This is a genomic window from Streptomyces sp. ISL-66 (genome assembly GCF_018614135.1).
GTDB lineage: Bacteria > Actinomycetota > Actinomycetes > Streptomycetales > Streptomycetaceae > Streptomyces.
Map to the genome: position 1 here is coordinate 46,570 of NZ_JAGGOW010000048.1, position 14,460 is coordinate 61,029.

Consider the following 14,460-nt stretch of genomic DNA (forward strand, 5'->3'; position numbering starts at 1 on the left):
GGGTCCGGGGCCGTCGGTGGATCCGACGGCCCCGGGCCTTTGCCGACGTACTCGGCCGTGCTACAGGTCGGTGGCGATGATCTTCTCGATGTTGCGCTCGGCGAGGGCGGTGATGGTGACGAACGGGTTGACGCTGGTGTTGCCGGGGATGAGCGCGCCGTCGATGACGTACAGGCCGGTGTACCCGTGCAGGCGGCCGTAGTTGTCGGTGGCCTTGTTCAGGATCGCGCCGCCGAGCGGGTGGTAGGTGAGGTGGTCGCCCCAGATCTTGTTGGTGCCGAAGAGGTCGGTCCGGTAGATCGTCCCCTCCTTGGAGTTGATCTTGTCGAAGATGGTCTTGGCCATGTCGATGGACGGCTGCTTCCAGGCCGTCTGCCAGTTCAGCTCGACCGCGCCCGAGGCCGCGTTGTACGTGAACTCCGCGCGGTTCGGGTTCTTCGTGATCGACAGGTAGAACGAGGCGTACGTCTCGATGCCGGTCGGCAGCGGAGCCACCTCGGCGAAGGCGCCGCCCGCGTCCCAGTTGTCGATGCCGCCACAGGGGATGGACGCCTGGACCTTGCCGGTCGCGTCCCACATGTGGTTGGCGCGGCCGACCATGACGTTGCCGTTGTCGCCCCAGCCCTTGCCGATCTCGTTGTTGAGGTGGGGCAGCGCGCCGGTGGCCTTGAGTCGGACGAGCAGCTTGCTGGTGCCGACGCTGCCGGCCGCGAAGAAGACCTTGTCCGCGCGGACGGTCTTGGTGCCGGTCGTGTCGCCGGTGGTGTTGATCTGGTCGATGACGACCGTGTACCCGCCGGCAGCGGACTGGGAGACCGAGGTGACCTTGTGCAGGGGGGAGATGGTGACCTTGCCGGTGGCCTTGGCCTGGGCGATGTAGGTCTGCTGGAGGGACTTCTTGCCGGCGTTGTTGCCGTAGAGGATCTCGCCGGCGACGGCGGACTTGGGGACGGTCCCGGCCGACTCCGCCTTCATGTAGTCCCAGTCGTACACGTCGGGGACGAAGACGAAGGGGAATCCGGAGCGCTGGGCGTGCTTGCGGCCGACCCGGGCGAACTGGTAGCAGTCGACGGTGTCGAACCAGGCCGGGTCGATCAGGCCGACGCCGAGGCCCGCGTTGGCGCGCGGGTAGTAGGTTCCGTACATCTCCTCCGCGTCCACGGACGGGAGGACCGCGGCGAAGTTCGAGCGCTTCGGGGTGACCGCCATGCCGCCGTTGACCAGCGAGCCGCCGCCGACGCCGCGGCCCTGGTAGACGATGATCCCGCCCATTTCCTCGGCGTCCAGGATGCCGGTGTAGCGCGGAACGTTCTTGTCGATGGGGAAGCCCAGGAAGTTGCTCAGGGGCGCCTTGGTCCTGGTGCGCAGCCAGTAGGCGCGGTAGTCCGGGGTGGTCGTGTTGCAGAAGATCTTGCCGTCCGAGCCGGGGGTGTCCCAGGCCATACCCATCTCGATCATGTGGACGTCCACGCCGGCCTGGGCGAGCCGCAGGGCGGCGACGGAGCCGCCGTACCCGGTGCCGATCACCAGGACCGGTACGTGGGCTCCGTTGTCGATGGGTCCGGCGGCGGCCGCGGCCGCGCTGGCCGCAGCGGCCTGTGCCTGGGTCGGGGCGATCTGACCCGCGAGGGCCATGGCGCCGAGAATGGAACCAGTTCTACCCAGGAAACCGCGACGCGAGACTCCGTTGGAGCCTGTTTTGTGCAGGCCTTTATCGGTCATGTGAGCTTCCTCACGCTAGGCTGAATGAGAACGAGTTCTACTGCTGAGTGCATGTGAAGTCACTAGATACGCCGGGGTATCTTTCGCCGATCATGGTCCTGACGGGCGACGTTCCGGAGTCCGCGCCGCGGCCGCGAAGGTCCCATCGGGCGCTGGGAACGGCGACTGGCTGTGGACGGGCGATGGCTTGAGAGTGACGGCCCTGGGGGCGGGGTCGTACGGGCCGGGCGGTGCTCCCGCGGCCGAATCCGGCACGTCAGAAGTCGAACGCGGGGCGAAGGGACGTCCTGCGCCGGGCGACCGGCGATCTTGGAGGACCCAGCCACCGCGTCATGGCTGCGTCCCACGGAGGCGGAGGCCGAAAAGCGGCGAACCGCAGGCGAGCCCACGATCGGTGCCGGAATCTTTTTACCTTCACCCAGCGGTCTGTTCGCCGCCCGTACCGGTGTTACAGACCCGGCGATCTCCGCGCGAGGGTCTTGCGTGCACAAGGGGAACCCTCGCGACGGCCGGTCCAGACCAGGATCAGCGCGGCCGCGGCGGCCGCCGAAGGCGCACCTGGTGGAGGCGAATTCCAGCCTCCACAGCACCGCGCAGACCAGCGCCCCGGCCGCCATGAGCGCGCCGATTACGCGCAGCAGGCGGTCACCGGACATCGACAGGGAGCCGAGCGTGGCGAACAGATAGGCCGCAAGAGTCGGCGCCATCCATGGAACATGCACTCCGTACCCGAGGACGTGGCTGCGGATTTCGGCGCTCACCGGCCGCGTCGCCAGGCAGTACGAGAGGTATGCGCCGGTGGCCAGTCCCGAGGCCACCGGCCACCACAGGCGGGGACGGAACGCGGGGGCGGCGGCGAGCAGCACCCCCAGCGGCACCCACGCCGCCAGCAGCGGCAGTGCGATCACCGCCCAGGCGGTGGTGGCCGGGCCGCAGCCACCGCCGGAGCGCCAGACGGCGGCCTCGACCAGCTGGTGCGCACCCAGGATCAGCGGCAGCGCGGCGACGGGCAGGCCCCGGATCCGGCGCGTGCGGACCAGGCAGGCGATCCCGACGGCGGTGATGGCCGTGCCCGCCGTCAGATCGGCGGTCGCGCTCCAGCACATGGCGACCTCCCCGTACCACGGGAAAGCGGAGGCTTTCTCGTCCACCACGTCACAGATCAATGGAAGAATTCGATGAGGACAAGAAAATGCCGCGCATATCTTGCTGTGTTGTGGGGCAGCCGGTCCGCGGATCACCGCTTCGCCGCTCCCGGGGGTTCGAGCGGCGGGGCGGTCACCGCGCAGTGGGTACGGCACTGCGCGTGGCACGCCCCCGGAGCGGGCGAGCGTACGGTCGCCCACGCCAGGGCGGCTCCGGCCACCAGCACCCCCGCGCACCAGGGCATCGCCCGCCCGAACGCGGCGTCGAAGGCGCCGGCCGACAGGTACGCCTCCGGCCCCATCCCGGCCAGCAGCGGCAGGGCGGCCACCGCGAGGAGCCCCGCGGCGCGCGCGGCGGCGTTGTTGACGCCGCTGGCCAGACCCGCCCGGCCGGGATCCACCGAAGCCAGGACGGCGGCCGTCAGTGGAGCCACCAAGGTCACCATGCCCATGCCCATCACGATCAGGGCCGGCAGCACGTCCCGTACGTACGAGGCCTCCGGGCCGACCCGCAGCATCAGCAGCATCCCCGCCGCGCACAGCAGCGGCCCCACGGTCAGCGGGATCCGCGGACCGATCCGCTCGCCGAGCTCCGCGGACCGGGCCGACAGCAGCAGCATCAGGGCGGTGGCGGGCAGCAGCGCGGCCCCGGACGCGAGGGCGGAGTAGCCGCAGACCACCTGGAGCTGGAGCACGACGAGGAAGAAGAACCCGCCGAAGGCCGCGTACACGCACAGGGTGACCAAGTTGACGGCCGTGAACTGGCGCGAGGCGAAGACCTCCGGCGGCACCATCGGATCGGGCCGCCGCCGCTCGACCCGGACGAAGACGCCGGCCAGCAGGACACCGCCGACGGCCGCGGCCGGGACGAGCGCGGAGCCGGACCGGGCCTCGATCAGGGCGTAGGTGAGCAGGGCGAGCGCCGCCGCGCCGAGGACGGCCCCGGCGACGTCGAACCGCCCGTGCGCCCGTGGGTCCCGCGACTCCGGTACGTGCCCCAGGGCGACCGGAACGCACAGCGCGGCCACCGGCACGTTCAGCAGGAACACCCAGCGCCAGCCCGGACCGTCCACCAGCCAGCCGCCCAGGAACGGCCCCACGGCCGCGCCCACCCCGCCGAAACCCGACCACAGCCCCACCGCGCGGGCCCGGTCGTCCGGGTGGATCGAGCCCTGGATCAGGGCGAGCGAACCGGGTGTCAGCAGGGCGCCGCCGATGCCCTGCAGGGCGCGGGCGCCGATGAGCACCCCGGCGTTCGGCGCGATCCCGCACAGCAGCGAGCCCACGGCGAACCACACCACCCCGAGCACGAAGATCCGTCGCCGCCCGAACCGGTCGCCGAGCGCCCCGCCGACCAGGATCAGTCCGGCGAGGGTCAGCAGGTAGGCGTTGACCGTCCATTGCAGGACGGCCAGATCGGCGTGGAGGTCCCGCCCGATGCGGGGGAGGGCGACGTTGACCACGGTCGAGTCGAGCAGCGCCATGGCAGACCCGAGCACGGTGGTCAGCACGATCCACCGGCCCCGCGCGGTGCCGAGCCGCACACCGGGGGACGGCGGCGGGAGTGCGGGGTCGGTCATTCCACCAGGCTGGACCGTGGGGCGCCGAACGGCGACCCGGGGGCGGGTGTGGGGATCGCGTCCGGGGATCCGGTGTGGGGATCGGGCCCGGGGATCAGGTGCGGGGATCGGCTCATTAGGCCCTCTTGTACTGCTCATGACATCTCCCGCAGCATGACCCGCGCACGTCACGCACACCCCTTTCCGCACGACCTGCACACGGCGTACGAGGAGACCCCACGTGGCACGGACCGACAGCCGGCGATCTTCCAGATCGCGATGACGATTCCTGCGCACCGGGCTGGCAGCCCTCGGCGCGACCGTGCTCCTCCCCCTCGGCGCGGGCCTCGCCGCGGCCGCCCCGGACCCCGGCCCCACCCCCGGGCCCGGAGCGGCCGAGCGGAAGATCGAACCGAGTCTGCGCGCCCAGCTCGACGGTTCCGCGAAGGCCGTCTTCTGGGTCTACCTCGACAGCGCCGCCGACCTCACGGCCGCGCGTACGAGTACCGATTCGACAACGTCCCGAACGGCACCTACACCGTGGAACTGGGCTTCGCGGAGCTCTCCTCCACCAAGCCGAACAAGCGCGTCTTCGACGTCCTGGCGGAAGGCACCCAAGTGCTGCCGTCCCTGGACATCTCCCTCGAGGCGGGCGCGTACACGGCCTTGACCCGCACATACACGGTCACGGTCACGGACGGGGCCCTCAACGTCCGCTTCGTCACGCACAGCGGCTACGGCAAACCCCTGCTGAACACCCTGCGCGTCACGGACCGCCCGGACAAGAGCTGACCCGGCGGTGATCCGGGGCGGGGTGCCTTCGGGCGCCCCGCCCTTCCGCGTGCCGGTTCCGCACGGCAGCACCGGAGGGGGCGGCGCGGGGAGCGCGGGAAAGCCCCGACGGCTTGACTGAATCCCCGCGGCCGACCCCGGCGAGCGCCGGCTGGGAGCCGAGTGGGAGCCACACCCGCACCTTCATGGCCTGGCCCGCGCTGGACGCGATCTGGGAGGAAGACCTGCGTTCCGTACGCGAGGACATCGCGAGGATCGCCCGGGCCGTCGGAGAGTACGAGGCGGTCGTGATGATGGCCCGGCCCGAGCAGGTGGACGCGGCGCGGCGGGCCGTCGGCTCCCAGGTCGAGGTCATCCCGCTGACCGTCGACGACCTGTGGGCCCGGGACACCGTCCCCGTCTTCGTCGAGGAGGGCGGCAAGGTCACCGGCGTCGACTTGAACTTCAACGGCTGGGGCGACAAGCAGGAGCACAAGAACGACGGGGCGGTCGGTCGCACCCTGCTCCAGAAGTACGGGATCCCCCGGAACCAGGCTCCGCTGGTCGCCGAGGGCGGCTCCTTCGAGACCGACGGCGAGGGCACCCTGCTGATCGCCGAGAGCTCGATCGTCAACGACAGCCGCAACCGCGGCAAGAACCGGGACGTGATCGAGGCGGAGCTCAAGCAGACCCTGGGCGTCGAGAAGGTCGTGTGGCTGGCCGGCGTGCGCGGTGAGGACATCACGGACGCCCACGTGGACAGCCTCGTACGGTTCACCGCGCCCCGGGTCGTCCTGCTGGACCGCGCGCACCCGGGAACCCCGCCGGACTCCTGGTCGCGCTCCGCCGACCAGGCCAAGTCCGTCCTGTCGAAGGCGACCGACGCCCGCGGCCGCCGCTTCGAGATCATCGACCTTCCGCAGCCCGACCTGGACAGGATCACGGGCAGGGGAGACGACTTCGTGGCGACCTACGCCAACATCTACGTGGCCAACGGCGCCGTCTTCATGCCGCTGTTCGGGGACCGTCAAGCCGACGACCGGGCCCGCGGCATTCTGCGGGAGCACTTCCCCGAGCGGGAGGTCGTACCGGTCGCCATCGACACGATTGCCTCGGGCGGCGGCGGCATCCACTGCTCGACCCACGATCAGCCGGGCCAGCCTGCGGCCTGACGACGTCTGCGTCCTGACGGCGCCTCGGCCTGAAGGCGCCGCCTGGAGCCCGGCTGAATGGGCGCGGGGCAATCGGGTGGCGGCCGGCGACCGGCCCGCGCGACGCGCGGGGGAGGGCGCGGGAGGCGTCGTACCGTGGCTGACCATGACGCTCCAGAGCGACCGGGCCGGGCAGGCCGAGCAGAGCGAACCGACCGCGCCCCAGGCACCGGCCGAGCCGACCGGGCCCCACGTACCGGCCGGGCCGTACGGTCCGCACGAGGACACCGACCGGATCCGGGCGATGGTGCGGGACATCGATCCCGGGGCCGCCTGGGCGGTCGGTGGTCCGGGCGGCCCGGGCGGGCCGGACGCGATGGTTGAGGCCGGAGCCGGAGCCGGAGCCAAGGCCAAGGCCAAGGCCGAGGCCGAGGCCGGAGTGGGGGCCGAGGCCGGAGTGGGGGCCGAGGCAGAGCCGGGAACGGGGACCGGAGGTCCGGCCCCGGCCGGTGCGCTCGATGTCGGCGGGCTGACGGCCGTGCTGGCCGTCTGGCCCGTCATCGGGATCCTCGTGGACGCGGGGGAGCTGAGCCTGCACACCCCTCTCACCGCGTACGGGGCCGGCGACGGCCTGCCCGCCGGAACCACCGCCCACCACCTGCTCACCCACGGCGGCGGGCCGTCGTCCGCCCTCGCCGGGCTCACCGCCCTCGCCGAGCGGCTGTGCGGCAGCCCCCTCGCCGGATTCGCCGCGGACCGGATCTGGGGCCCGCTCGGCATGACCCGGACCCGCTTCGCCGCCGACGGAACCCTGCGCGCGCCCATCGCCGACCTCGCCCGTTTCCTGAGCCACCTCCTCGCACCGGCGGCGGACGGGCCCGTCAGCCGCGCGTGGACCGCCGAATCGCTGCGCATCCGCACCGGCGAGCTCATCCCTGCCCGGGGCCTCCTCTGGCATCCGGCCCCGCAGGGAGCCTGGTCCCACGGCGAAGGCCCCGCCGTCTGGATCTCCCCCCGCCGACAGCGCTGGGCCGCCCTCGTGCCGACGGCTCCGTCGGACTCGCTCCGCACAGCCTTCCGCGATGCGGTCTTCACCTGAACTGCCCTCCTTGGGAAGGCTGTCGTATTCTCGGCGGGTCATGAGGAGAACCCGTCGGCGGGACCGCGACGTGCCCGGTCCGCAGAGTCCGTGGGACGAGATCGTCCCCGGCCTCTGGATGGGCGGCCACCTCTGGACCGGCCCGGCCGGGGAGCTGTGGCCGGTCGTCGTCGGCGCCGAGTTCGACCTCGCGATCAGCCTCTTCACCCGACCGGGCCACGGCCCCGACCCGCATGTGGAACACCTGGTCGCGGAGATGCCCGACGCTCCGCTCACGGGCGCGCAGCTCCGTACCGTCCAACGGCTCGCGGGCGCGGCCCGTGCCGCGCTCGACTCCGGACGGACGATCCTCGTCCGCTGCCATTCCGGTTACAACCGGTCCGGCCTCGTCGTCGCCCAATGCCTCGCCGCCATCGGCCTCGCGCCGGACGCCGCCATCGGCCTCGCGCCGGACGCCGCCATCGGCCTCGTCCGCCACAAGCGCTCGCCCCGGGCCTTGCACAACGGGACCTTCACCGCCTTCCTCGCCACCGGACTGGACGCCGCCGCCCTGCTCGTCGACCTCGACGCCGACCCCGCGTCCGAGCCCGATCCGCTCCCGTAGCCGCGACGGTCCCCGAAGCGCGGACCCGCGATGGCCGACGTACGGTGAGCGCGAGATCACCGACCGTCTGGTCCCGGCTGCGCGGAGGTACACGGATGCGTACGGTCCACGGGACCACCCTCGACGGACTCGGGCCCGGGGCCCGGGTTAAGGGCAGCTGGGCTTTCCGCGAGGCGGACGCCGGCATCCGGATGGCTCCGTTCAGCCGTGCCGGAGGGCGCTGCCCCGGGGAGCAGCCGGCTGACCTGAACCCCCGGAAGCCGAACCGCCGACCCTGAAGCCCCGCGACATCATCCTGAGCATTCCGCCGGCCCACCCGGCCCACTCGACCCCACGAGGAATCCATGTCCGACGCCGCGACCTCCGAGTCCACCGACCCGGACGCCGACCAGCTGGGCGCTCTGTGCCGGAAGCTGGCCGAGGCCGCCGACGCCGTCGGCGAAGCCGCCGGCTACGCCTCCCGACTGGCCCTCGGCTCCCGACTGCCGTTCACCGCCCTGGGCTTCGGCAGCCGCCGCCGCGCGGCCTGGCGCACACTGCTGCGCGCCCTCACCGACCCCGCCGGACTCGGCTGGGCCCCCCGGGGCAGGGGCGTGGCGCGAGCCGGCTGGCTGGCCGGGGTCTTCGCGGGCCGGGAGAACCTCGCCGTCAGCCTCGCCGTGTGCGGGCTCAAGGGCCGGATCCGGGTCGCGAACACGTGCAACCCGGGCCTGAAGGAGGATCCGGACGCGGCCGTGGTCCTCCGGGCCGTCGAGGACGACCGGCAGGCGGACGCGGTGCGGGAGTTCCGCGACCTCGTGCGCAGGCAGGGCGCCGGACCGGCCTTCGCGCTGCTGAACCCGTCCTTCGCCGACATCCTGGCCTGGAACGCGCTGACCGACGACAACCCCTTCAACGACCACGCCGGCTGGCAGGTCGCCACGGGCCGGGCCATGGCCGCCGAACCGCTCCTCGGGCTGGGCGCCGCCTTCCTGGCCTTCTTCGACCGCGGCCCCGCCTGCGCTGAGCCGGAGACCGGCCTCCTCGCGGAGCCGGACACCACCGGCACCCCGGCCGGATACCTGCGCAACGCCGGCCTGATCGCCACGGCCGGGGGAGCTGTCCTGCTCCAGCTGGTCACCGGGGCCGACGGGACCGAGCGGTGCGTGGTCCAACTCGCCGGCCCACCAAGGGATCCGGGCCGCGTGGAAGCCTCGCACGAGGCCCACGACGCGTACGATGCCGACGAGGCGTACGAGCCCTACGTGGTGTACGTCCGCACGGTGGCCGCGACCGTACGCCGCCTCGTGCCCTCCGGCACCGAACTGGCTCTGGTCGGCCGCGGCCCGGGCGCCCTCGCAGCCGAACGACTCTCCCTGAGCAGGGAGTTCACCACCGTCTACCCGGCCGCCCGACTCTGCTGCCACCCCGAGTCCGAGCCCGACCTCGCCGCCCTGGCCGCCTTCCGGGGCCGGGTCACCGCCACCCACCTCACGGGCGTGCCGGGCCGCCCCGACGTCCTCCTCCCGGGGAGGGCGCTGTGAGGGACCTTCCCGTCACCGCCCCGGCCGACGGCCTGCGCGCCCACTCGGCCGCCCTGCGCTCGCACGCCGAGCGGCTCCGCCGCGCCGCGGGCGACCTGCGCTGGCAGGGCCCGCGGGCCGATGCCTTCCGCGCGGAGGTGACCACCCTGGCCGACCGCTGCACGACCGCGGCGGGCGGCCTCGACCTCGCCGCGGCCCAACTCGTCGGCAAACCTCCCGGCCGCAGCACTAGAGGAGCAGGGAAAGGAGCAGGACGAAGCCCAGGCCGACGACCGAGATGATGGTCTCCATCACCGACCATGTCTTGAGGGTCTGTCCTACCGTCATGCCGAAGTACTCCTTGACCAGCCAGAAGCCGGCGTCGTTGACGTGGCTGAAGAACAGCGAACCCGATCCGATGGCCAGGACCAGCAGGGCGGTCTCCGTCGTGGACATGCCCGCCGCGAGCGGGGCCACCAGGCCGGCCGCCGAGATCGTGGCGACCGTCGCCGAGCCCGTCGCCAGACGGATGGCCACGGCGATGAGCCAAGCGAGCAGGAGGGCCGGGATCGCCCAGTTCTTCGACAGGTCCATGACCATCTGGCCCATGCCCACGTCGATCAGCGTCTGCTTGAAACCGCCGCCCGCGCCCACGATCAGCAGGATGCCCGCGATCGGGGCCAGCGACTTCTCCACCGTCACCGAGATCCGCGCCTTGGTGAAGCCGGCCGCCCGGCCGAGGGTGAACATGCCGACCAGCACCGCCGCGAGCAGTGCGATCAGCGGGGAGCCGGCGATGTCGGTGACCCGCTGGAAGGAGTCGGCCGGGTCGTTGACGACGATGTCGACCAGCGCCTTGATCAGCATCAGGGCCACCGGCAGCAGCACGGTGAAGACCGTCGCCCCGAAGCGGGGCCGGTGCTCCAGCTCCTGGGAGGGGCGCTGCGGGACCATGTGCTCGGGCGCCGGGATGTCCACCCAGCGGGCGGCGTACCGGGCGAAGAGCGGGCCGGCGATCACGACGGTGGGTAGGGCGACCACGACGCCGAGCGCGAGGGTGACCCCCAGGTTGGCGTGGAGCGCGTCGACGGCGACCAGTGGACCGGGGTGCGGCGGGATCAGCCCGTGCATCACCGACAGGCCGGCGAGGGCCGGGATGCCGATCCGCATGAGTGAGTAGTTGCCGCGCTTGGCCACCAGCAGGACCACCGGGATCAGCAGCACGATGCCGACCTCGAAGAAGAGCGGCAGCCCGATCACCGACGCGATGAGCACCGTGGCCCACGGCATGGCCCGGCCCTTGGCGCGGGCCAGGATCGTGTCGACGATCTCGTCCGCGCCGCCGGAGTCGGCCAGCAGCTTTCCGAGTATCGCGCCCAGCGCGATCAGTACGCCGACGCCCGCGACGGTCGAGCCGAGCCCGGCCGTGAAGCTGGCGACGGTCTTGGCCAACGGCGCGCCCGCCAGCACTCCGAGGGCGAGCGAGCCGAGCGTCAGCGCCAGGAAGGCGTGCAGCTTGAGGCGGGTGATGAGCAGGACGATGACGGCGATGCCCGCGAGGACGGCGACGCCCAGCTGGGCGTTGCCGGCCGAAGTGATCGGTTCGGCGGCGGCCGCTGCCAGAGTCTCGACGCTGAGACTGGTCACGGTGACGGTTCCTTCGTTCTCGTTCTCGGGTGTGTGGGGTGGAACGGTCGGGCCTACGGGCCTACGGGCCTACGGGCCCACGGGCCCACGGGGCTGCGCGCGGCCGAGCGGTCTACGACGCCGCTGCCGGGAGGCCGCGCAGGGCGACCAGTGCCCGTGCGGTGATCTCCTCCGGGGTTCCGGACACGTCGACGCGTACGCCGAGCTCGTCCGCCTGGAGCGGCTCCAGCGCGTCGAACTGCGAATCGAGCAGCGTGGTGGGCATGAAGTGCCCCTTGCGCGCCGCCATCCGCTCCTCGATCAGCGGCCGTTCGCCGGTGAGGTGGACGAATACGGTGGCGGGCGAGGCGGCGCGCAGCCGGTCCCGGTAGACGCGCTTGAGCGCGGAGGCGGCGACGACCCCGCCACTGCGCCCGGCCCGACTGCGCATCCATTCCCCGATGGCGTCCAGCCAGGGCCACCGGTCGGTGTCGTCCAGGGGCGTGCCGGTGGACATCTTGGCGACGTTGGCCGCCGGGTGGAAGGCGTCACCCTCCGCATAGGGCAGGGCGAGCGCGTCGGCGAGCAGCCGGCCCACGGTCGTCTTGCCTGTCCCGGCCACGCCCATCACCACAATGACGCGTTTCACCGCGCACCTCGTCTCGCTGTCCTCGTCGACATCGGCCCGTCCGGCGCCTGGCACCACTGAAACCCATTACGTAGTACGTATTCAAGAGTCCTGGCTAAAACATCACATCTTTTGTCCGCCCGGGGGTCACCGTACGCTTACGCCCATGACCACAGAAGGCCCGGACGCCCCGGACATCCCGGATGGCACGGACAGCGACCAGGCCGGCCGCGGAGGCCAGGGTCAGGGGCTCCATGCGCGCGTGCTCGACACCCTCGGCCTCGCGATCACCGCCGGGGAGCACCCGCCCGGCAGTGTTCTGCGCACCGATGAGATCGCCGAGCGCTTCGGCGCCTCCCGCACCGTGGTCCGCGAAGTCGTACGCGTCCTGGAGTCGATGCATCTGGTCGAGTCCCGCCGCCGGGTCGGAGTCACCGTCCGCCCCACGGAGGAGTGGAACGTCTACGACCCGCGCGTCATCCGCTGGCGCCTCGCCGGCACCGACCGGCCGCGCCAGCTGCGTTCCCTGACCGTGCTGCGTTCCGCCATCGAGCCGGTCGCGGCCGGGCTGGCGGCCGCCCGGGCCACCCCGGAGCAGTGTGCCGAGCTCACGGAGGCGGCCCTCGGCATGGTCCGTACCTCGCGCGGCCATCAGCTCGACGGGTACCTCCACCACGACATCGCCTTCCACCGGATCGTGCTCAACGCCTCCGGCAACGAGATGTTCGCGCGGCTGGGCGACGTCGTGGCCGAGGTGCTGACCGGCCGCACCCAGCACGCGGTGATGTACCACGACCCCGACCCGGCCGCCGTCACCCTGCACGTGCGGGTGGCCGAGGCGGTACGGGAGGGGGACGCGGCCCGTGCGGAGGCGCTGACGCGGCAGATCGCGGTGGGCGCCCTGGAGGAGTTGGACGTGCTCGCCCCGTAGCGCCGCCGACCGAAACCCCTCCGAGAACCCCCCGGGCGTGGGATCAGGACCCGGGTCGGTACCCGGCCCGGCACCAGGTCGGATCCCGGGTCAGGGCTGCTCGGGGAAACCCGCGAAGTAGCCGGCGGCCATGTCCGCGTCGCCGTGGCCCAGGGCGTCGGCGCGGTGGAAGCGCGCCCGCGCGGCGACCGCCAGGTCGACCCGCACCCCGGCCTCCTCGGCGGCTTCGGAGATCAGACCGGTGTCCTTCTCGGCGCCCCGGACCGTGAAGCTCGGCGCGAAGTCCCTTTCCAGCACGGCCCGCATCTTGGCTTGAAGGTAGGGGTTGTCCATCGGACCGCCGGTCAGGGCCTGCGCGAAGAGGTCCGTATCCACCCCGAGACCCTCGGCCAGCGCCAGGGCCTCGCCGACCGCCGCCGTCACGGTGATCGCGTACCCGACTGTGGCCAGCTTCAGCCGTGTCGCCGCGCCCGGTTCGTCCCCGGCCCGCAGCACCTTGCTGCCGATGGCCGCGAACACCGGATCCAGGCGGGGGTCGGCCGGGCCGGAGGCGAGCACCACGAGGGTTCCGGCCTCGGCCGGCTGACGGGTGCCCTGCACCGGGGCGTCGACGAAGACCAGCCCGTGCTCGCCCGCGAAAGCGGCCAGTTCGTCGAGCGCGGTCACGCCGACCGTACCCATCTGCGCCCATACTTGACCGGCGGTCAGGCCCTCCACGGCCGCCGCCATGGCCCGCGCCACCGCCGGGCCGTCGGCCAGCATGGTGAGCACCACGTCGGCCCCGGCCACCGCCTCGGCGGGCGCGTCGGCGACCACGGCGCCGTCGGCGGCCAGCGCCGCGGCCTTCTCCCGGGTCCGGTTCCATACCCTGACCTCGTGGCCGGCCCGGAGCAGGTTCCGGGCCATGCCCGATCCCATGATTCCGGTTCCCAGCAGTGCGACAGTGCTCACGGCGTCACTCACTCTCGATCGTCCCTCAGGTGCGTCTGCGGGAACAGTCTCCATGGCCGGGCGGGGCGATCACCCCGCCCGGGGACACCGGGTCCGGATCCGGCGGGCCCGCTGCTTCGGCTCACGGCGTGCGCGGACGACCTTGCGCTCGGCCCCGGAAGGCCCTTGCCGGGGCCGAGGGTTGAGTGGGGGGATCAGGGTGGTGAGGAGCGACAGGTCGTGGATGCCGGCGAGTCCGGGCCTTTCGATGAGCTCGGCTTCGACGGGTCAGGGATTGGTCCAGGCGTCAGGGGCCTCGGCCAGCGCCGACACGTCAGCGGGCAGGTCGGACGAGGCGACGTCGGCCAGCGTCACTCCGTCGAGGATCTCGCGCACGTTGGCCCGCAGGGCGATCCACAGGGGGAGGAGCGCCTGGGCGGGGCCCGTGTAGGACAGGTCCGGGGGGCGGACTCCGCGCACCGAGACGAGTGGTCCGTCCACGACGCGGATGACGTCCGCGATGCTGATGGACCGGGCGGGCTTGGCCAGCCGGTAGCCGCCGTTGCCGCCGCGCTGGCTGAGCACGAGGCCGCCCCGGCGCATGTCGTTCAAGATGCCTTCGAGGAACTTGTGCGGGATGTCCTGGGCCTCGGCGATGGCTTCGGCCTTCACCGGGTCGTCATCCTGTGACGCGGCGAGCTGCAGCGCGGCACGTACCGCGTAGTCCGCCCTGGCTGAGATCCGCATGCGGACATCATCCCTCATGCCGTCGGGGCGTCCGTCGCGGGAGGC

13 protein-coding genes and 1 pseudogene are annotated in these 14,460 nt (G+C 72.4%); 7 read left to right on the forward strand and 7 right to left on the reverse strand.

Translation table 11 applies throughout. The annotated features are described in order from the left end of the window. Positions 1 to 60: 60 nt before the first annotated feature. The 3 genes from J7E97_RS10590 to J7E97_RS10600 all read right to left on the reverse strand — a co-directional run bounded on the left by J7E97_RS10590 (position 61) and on the right by J7E97_RS10600 (position 4,447). Complete coding sequence (locus J7E97_RS10590; RefSeq protein ID WP_215024868.1) at positions 61 to 1,722, reverse strand: GMC oxidoreductase; 1,662 nt, start codon at positions 1,720 to 1,722, stop codon at positions 61 to 63. A gap of 62 nt (positions 1,723 to 1,784) precedes the next feature. After that, positions 1,785 to 2,888 carry a DUF6629 family protein gene (locus J7E97_RS36805; RefSeq protein ID WP_308346454.1) on the reverse strand — a complete coding sequence of 368 codons (1,104 nt, stop codon included), beginning with the start codon at positions 2,886 to 2,888 and terminating at the stop codon, positions 1,785 to 1,787. A gap of 71 nt (positions 2,889 to 2,959) precedes the next feature. Next, positions 2,960 to 4,447, reverse strand: coding sequence for an MFS transporter (locus J7E97_RS10600; RefSeq protein WP_215024871.1), 1,488 nt, complete (start codon positions 4,445 to 4,447; stop codon positions 2,960 to 2,962). 258 nt (positions 4,448 to 4,705) lie between these two features. Between J7E97_RS10600 and J7E97_RS35685 the strand changes: the two genes are divergently transcribed. The 6 genes and pseudogenes from J7E97_RS35685 to J7E97_RS10630 all read left to right on the forward strand — a co-directional run bounded on the left by J7E97_RS35685 (position 4,706) and on the right by J7E97_RS10630 (position 9,855). Continuing rightward, on the forward strand, positions 4,706 to 5,218 hold the full coding sequence (locus J7E97_RS35685) for a malectin domain-containing carbohydrate-binding protein (RefSeq protein ID WP_251054227.1): 513 nt from the start codon (positions 4,706 to 4,708) through the stop codon (positions 5,216 to 5,218). Positions 5,219 to 5,348: 130 nt separating this feature from the next. Next, positions 5,349 to 6,369, forward strand: a pseudogene (locus J7E97_RS10610) (agmatine deiminase family protein); the annotation flags it as partial. Positions 6,370 to 6,514: 145 nt separating this feature from the next. Then, complete coding sequence (locus J7E97_RS10615; RefSeq protein WP_215024877.1) at positions 6,515 to 7,447, forward strand: hypothetical protein; 933 nt, start codon at positions 6,515 to 6,517, stop codon at positions 7,445 to 7,447. Positions 7,448 to 7,487: 40 nt separating this feature from the next. Beyond that, complete coding sequence (locus J7E97_RS10620; protein ID WP_215024880.1) at positions 7,488 to 8,051, forward strand: protein phosphatase; 564 nt, start codon at positions 7,488 to 7,490, stop codon at positions 8,049 to 8,051. Between the two features lie 344 nt (positions 8,052 to 8,395). After that, on the forward strand, positions 8,396 to 9,574 hold the full coding sequence (locus J7E97_RS10625; RefSeq protein ID WP_215024883.1) for a hypothetical protein: 1,179 nt from the start codon (positions 8,396 to 8,398) through the stop codon (positions 9,572 to 9,574). Continuing rightward, on the forward strand, positions 9,571 to 9,855 hold the full coding sequence (locus J7E97_RS10630; RefSeq protein ID WP_215024886.1) for a hypothetical protein: 285 nt from the start codon (positions 9,571 to 9,573) through the stop codon (positions 9,853 to 9,855). Before J7E97_RS10625 ends, J7E97_RS10630 begins: the two co-directional genes overlap by 4 nt. Here the strand turns inward: J7E97_RS10630 and J7E97_RS10635 are convergent. Together J7E97_RS10635 and J7E97_RS10640 are read right to left on the reverse strand one after the other, a co-directional pair. Next, positions 9,803 to 11,200 carry a gluconate:H+ symporter gene (locus J7E97_RS10635; protein ID WP_215024889.1) on the reverse strand — a complete coding sequence of 466 codons (1,398 nt, stop codon included), beginning with the start codon at positions 11,198 to 11,200 and terminating at the stop codon, positions 9,803 to 9,805. The genes J7E97_RS10630 and J7E97_RS10635 overlap by 53 nt on opposite strands. A gap of 112 nt (positions 11,201 to 11,312) precedes the next feature. Next, positions 11,313 to 11,807, reverse strand: a complete 495-nt coding sequence (locus J7E97_RS10640; RefSeq protein WP_215024954.1) for a gluconokinase — start codon at positions 11,805 to 11,807, stop codon at positions 11,313 to 11,315. A 166-nt stretch (positions 11,808 to 11,973) separates the two neighbouring features. On the opposite strand from J7E97_RS10640, the gene J7E97_RS10645 reads away from it, so the two are divergent. Next, on the forward strand, positions 11,974 to 12,738 hold the full coding sequence (locus J7E97_RS10645) for a FadR/GntR family transcriptional regulator (protein WP_251054217.1): 765 nt from the start codon (positions 11,974 to 11,976) through the stop codon (positions 12,736 to 12,738). Between the two features lie 90 nt (positions 12,739 to 12,828). Here the strand turns inward: J7E97_RS10645 and J7E97_RS10650 are convergent, their stop codons facing one another. Both J7E97_RS10650 and J7E97_RS10655 read right to left on the reverse strand, forming a co-directional pair. Next, positions 12,829 to 13,743: an NAD(P)-dependent oxidoreductase gene (locus tag J7E97_RS10650; RefSeq protein WP_251054218.1), complete on the reverse strand. Its 915-nt coding sequence runs from the start codon at positions 13,741 to 13,743 to the stop codon at positions 12,829 to 12,831. 213 nt (positions 13,744 to 13,956) lie between these two features. Beyond that, a complete protein-coding gene (locus J7E97_RS10655) occupies positions 13,957 to 14,415 on the reverse strand; it encodes an Rrf2 family transcriptional regulator (protein WP_215024895.1) in 459 nt (152 codons plus the stop codon). Positions 14,416 to 14,460: the final 45 nt, after the last annotated feature.

Bases quoted from the DNA above. Each gene is read 5' to 3' on its own strand.
- J7E97_RS10590 (WP_215024868.1), bottom strand. From the start codon at position 1,722: ATGACCGATAAAGGCCTGCACAAAACAGGCTCCAACGGAGTCTCGCGT.
- J7E97_RS10600 (WP_215024871.1), bottom strand. From the start codon at position 4,447: ATGACCGACCCCGCACTCCCGCCGCCGTCCCCCGGTGTGCGGCTCGGC.
- J7E97_RS35685 (WP_251054227.1), top strand. From the start codon at position 4,706: ATGACGATTCCTGCGCACCGGGCTGGCAGCCCTCGGCGCGACCGTGCT.
- J7E97_RS10615 (WP_215024877.1), top strand. From the start codon at position 6,515: ATGACGCTCCAGAGCGACCGGGCCGGGCAGGCCGAGCAGAGCGAACCG.
- J7E97_RS10620 (WP_215024880.1), top strand. From the start codon at position 7,488: ATGAGGAGAACCCGTCGGCGGGACCGCGACGTGCCCGGTCCGCAGAGT.
- J7E97_RS10625 (WP_215024883.1), top strand. From the start codon at position 8,396: ATGTCCGACGCCGCGACCTCCGAGTCCACCGACCCGGACGCCGACCAG.
- J7E97_RS10640 (WP_215024954.1), bottom strand. From the start codon at position 11,807: ATGGGCGTGGCCGGGACAGGCAAGACGACCGTGGGCCGGCTGCTCGCC.
- J7E97_RS10645 (WP_251054217.1), top strand. From the start codon at position 11,974: ATGACCACAGAAGGCCCGGACGCCCCGGACATCCCGGATGGCACGGAC.
- J7E97_RS10650 (WP_251054218.1), bottom strand. From the start codon at position 13,743: ATGGAGACTGTTCCCGCAGACGCACCTGAGGGACGATCGAGAGTGAGT.
- J7E97_RS10655 (WP_215024895.1), bottom strand. From the start codon at position 14,415: ATGCGGATCTCAGCCAGGGCGGACTACGCGGTACGTGCCGCGCTGCAG.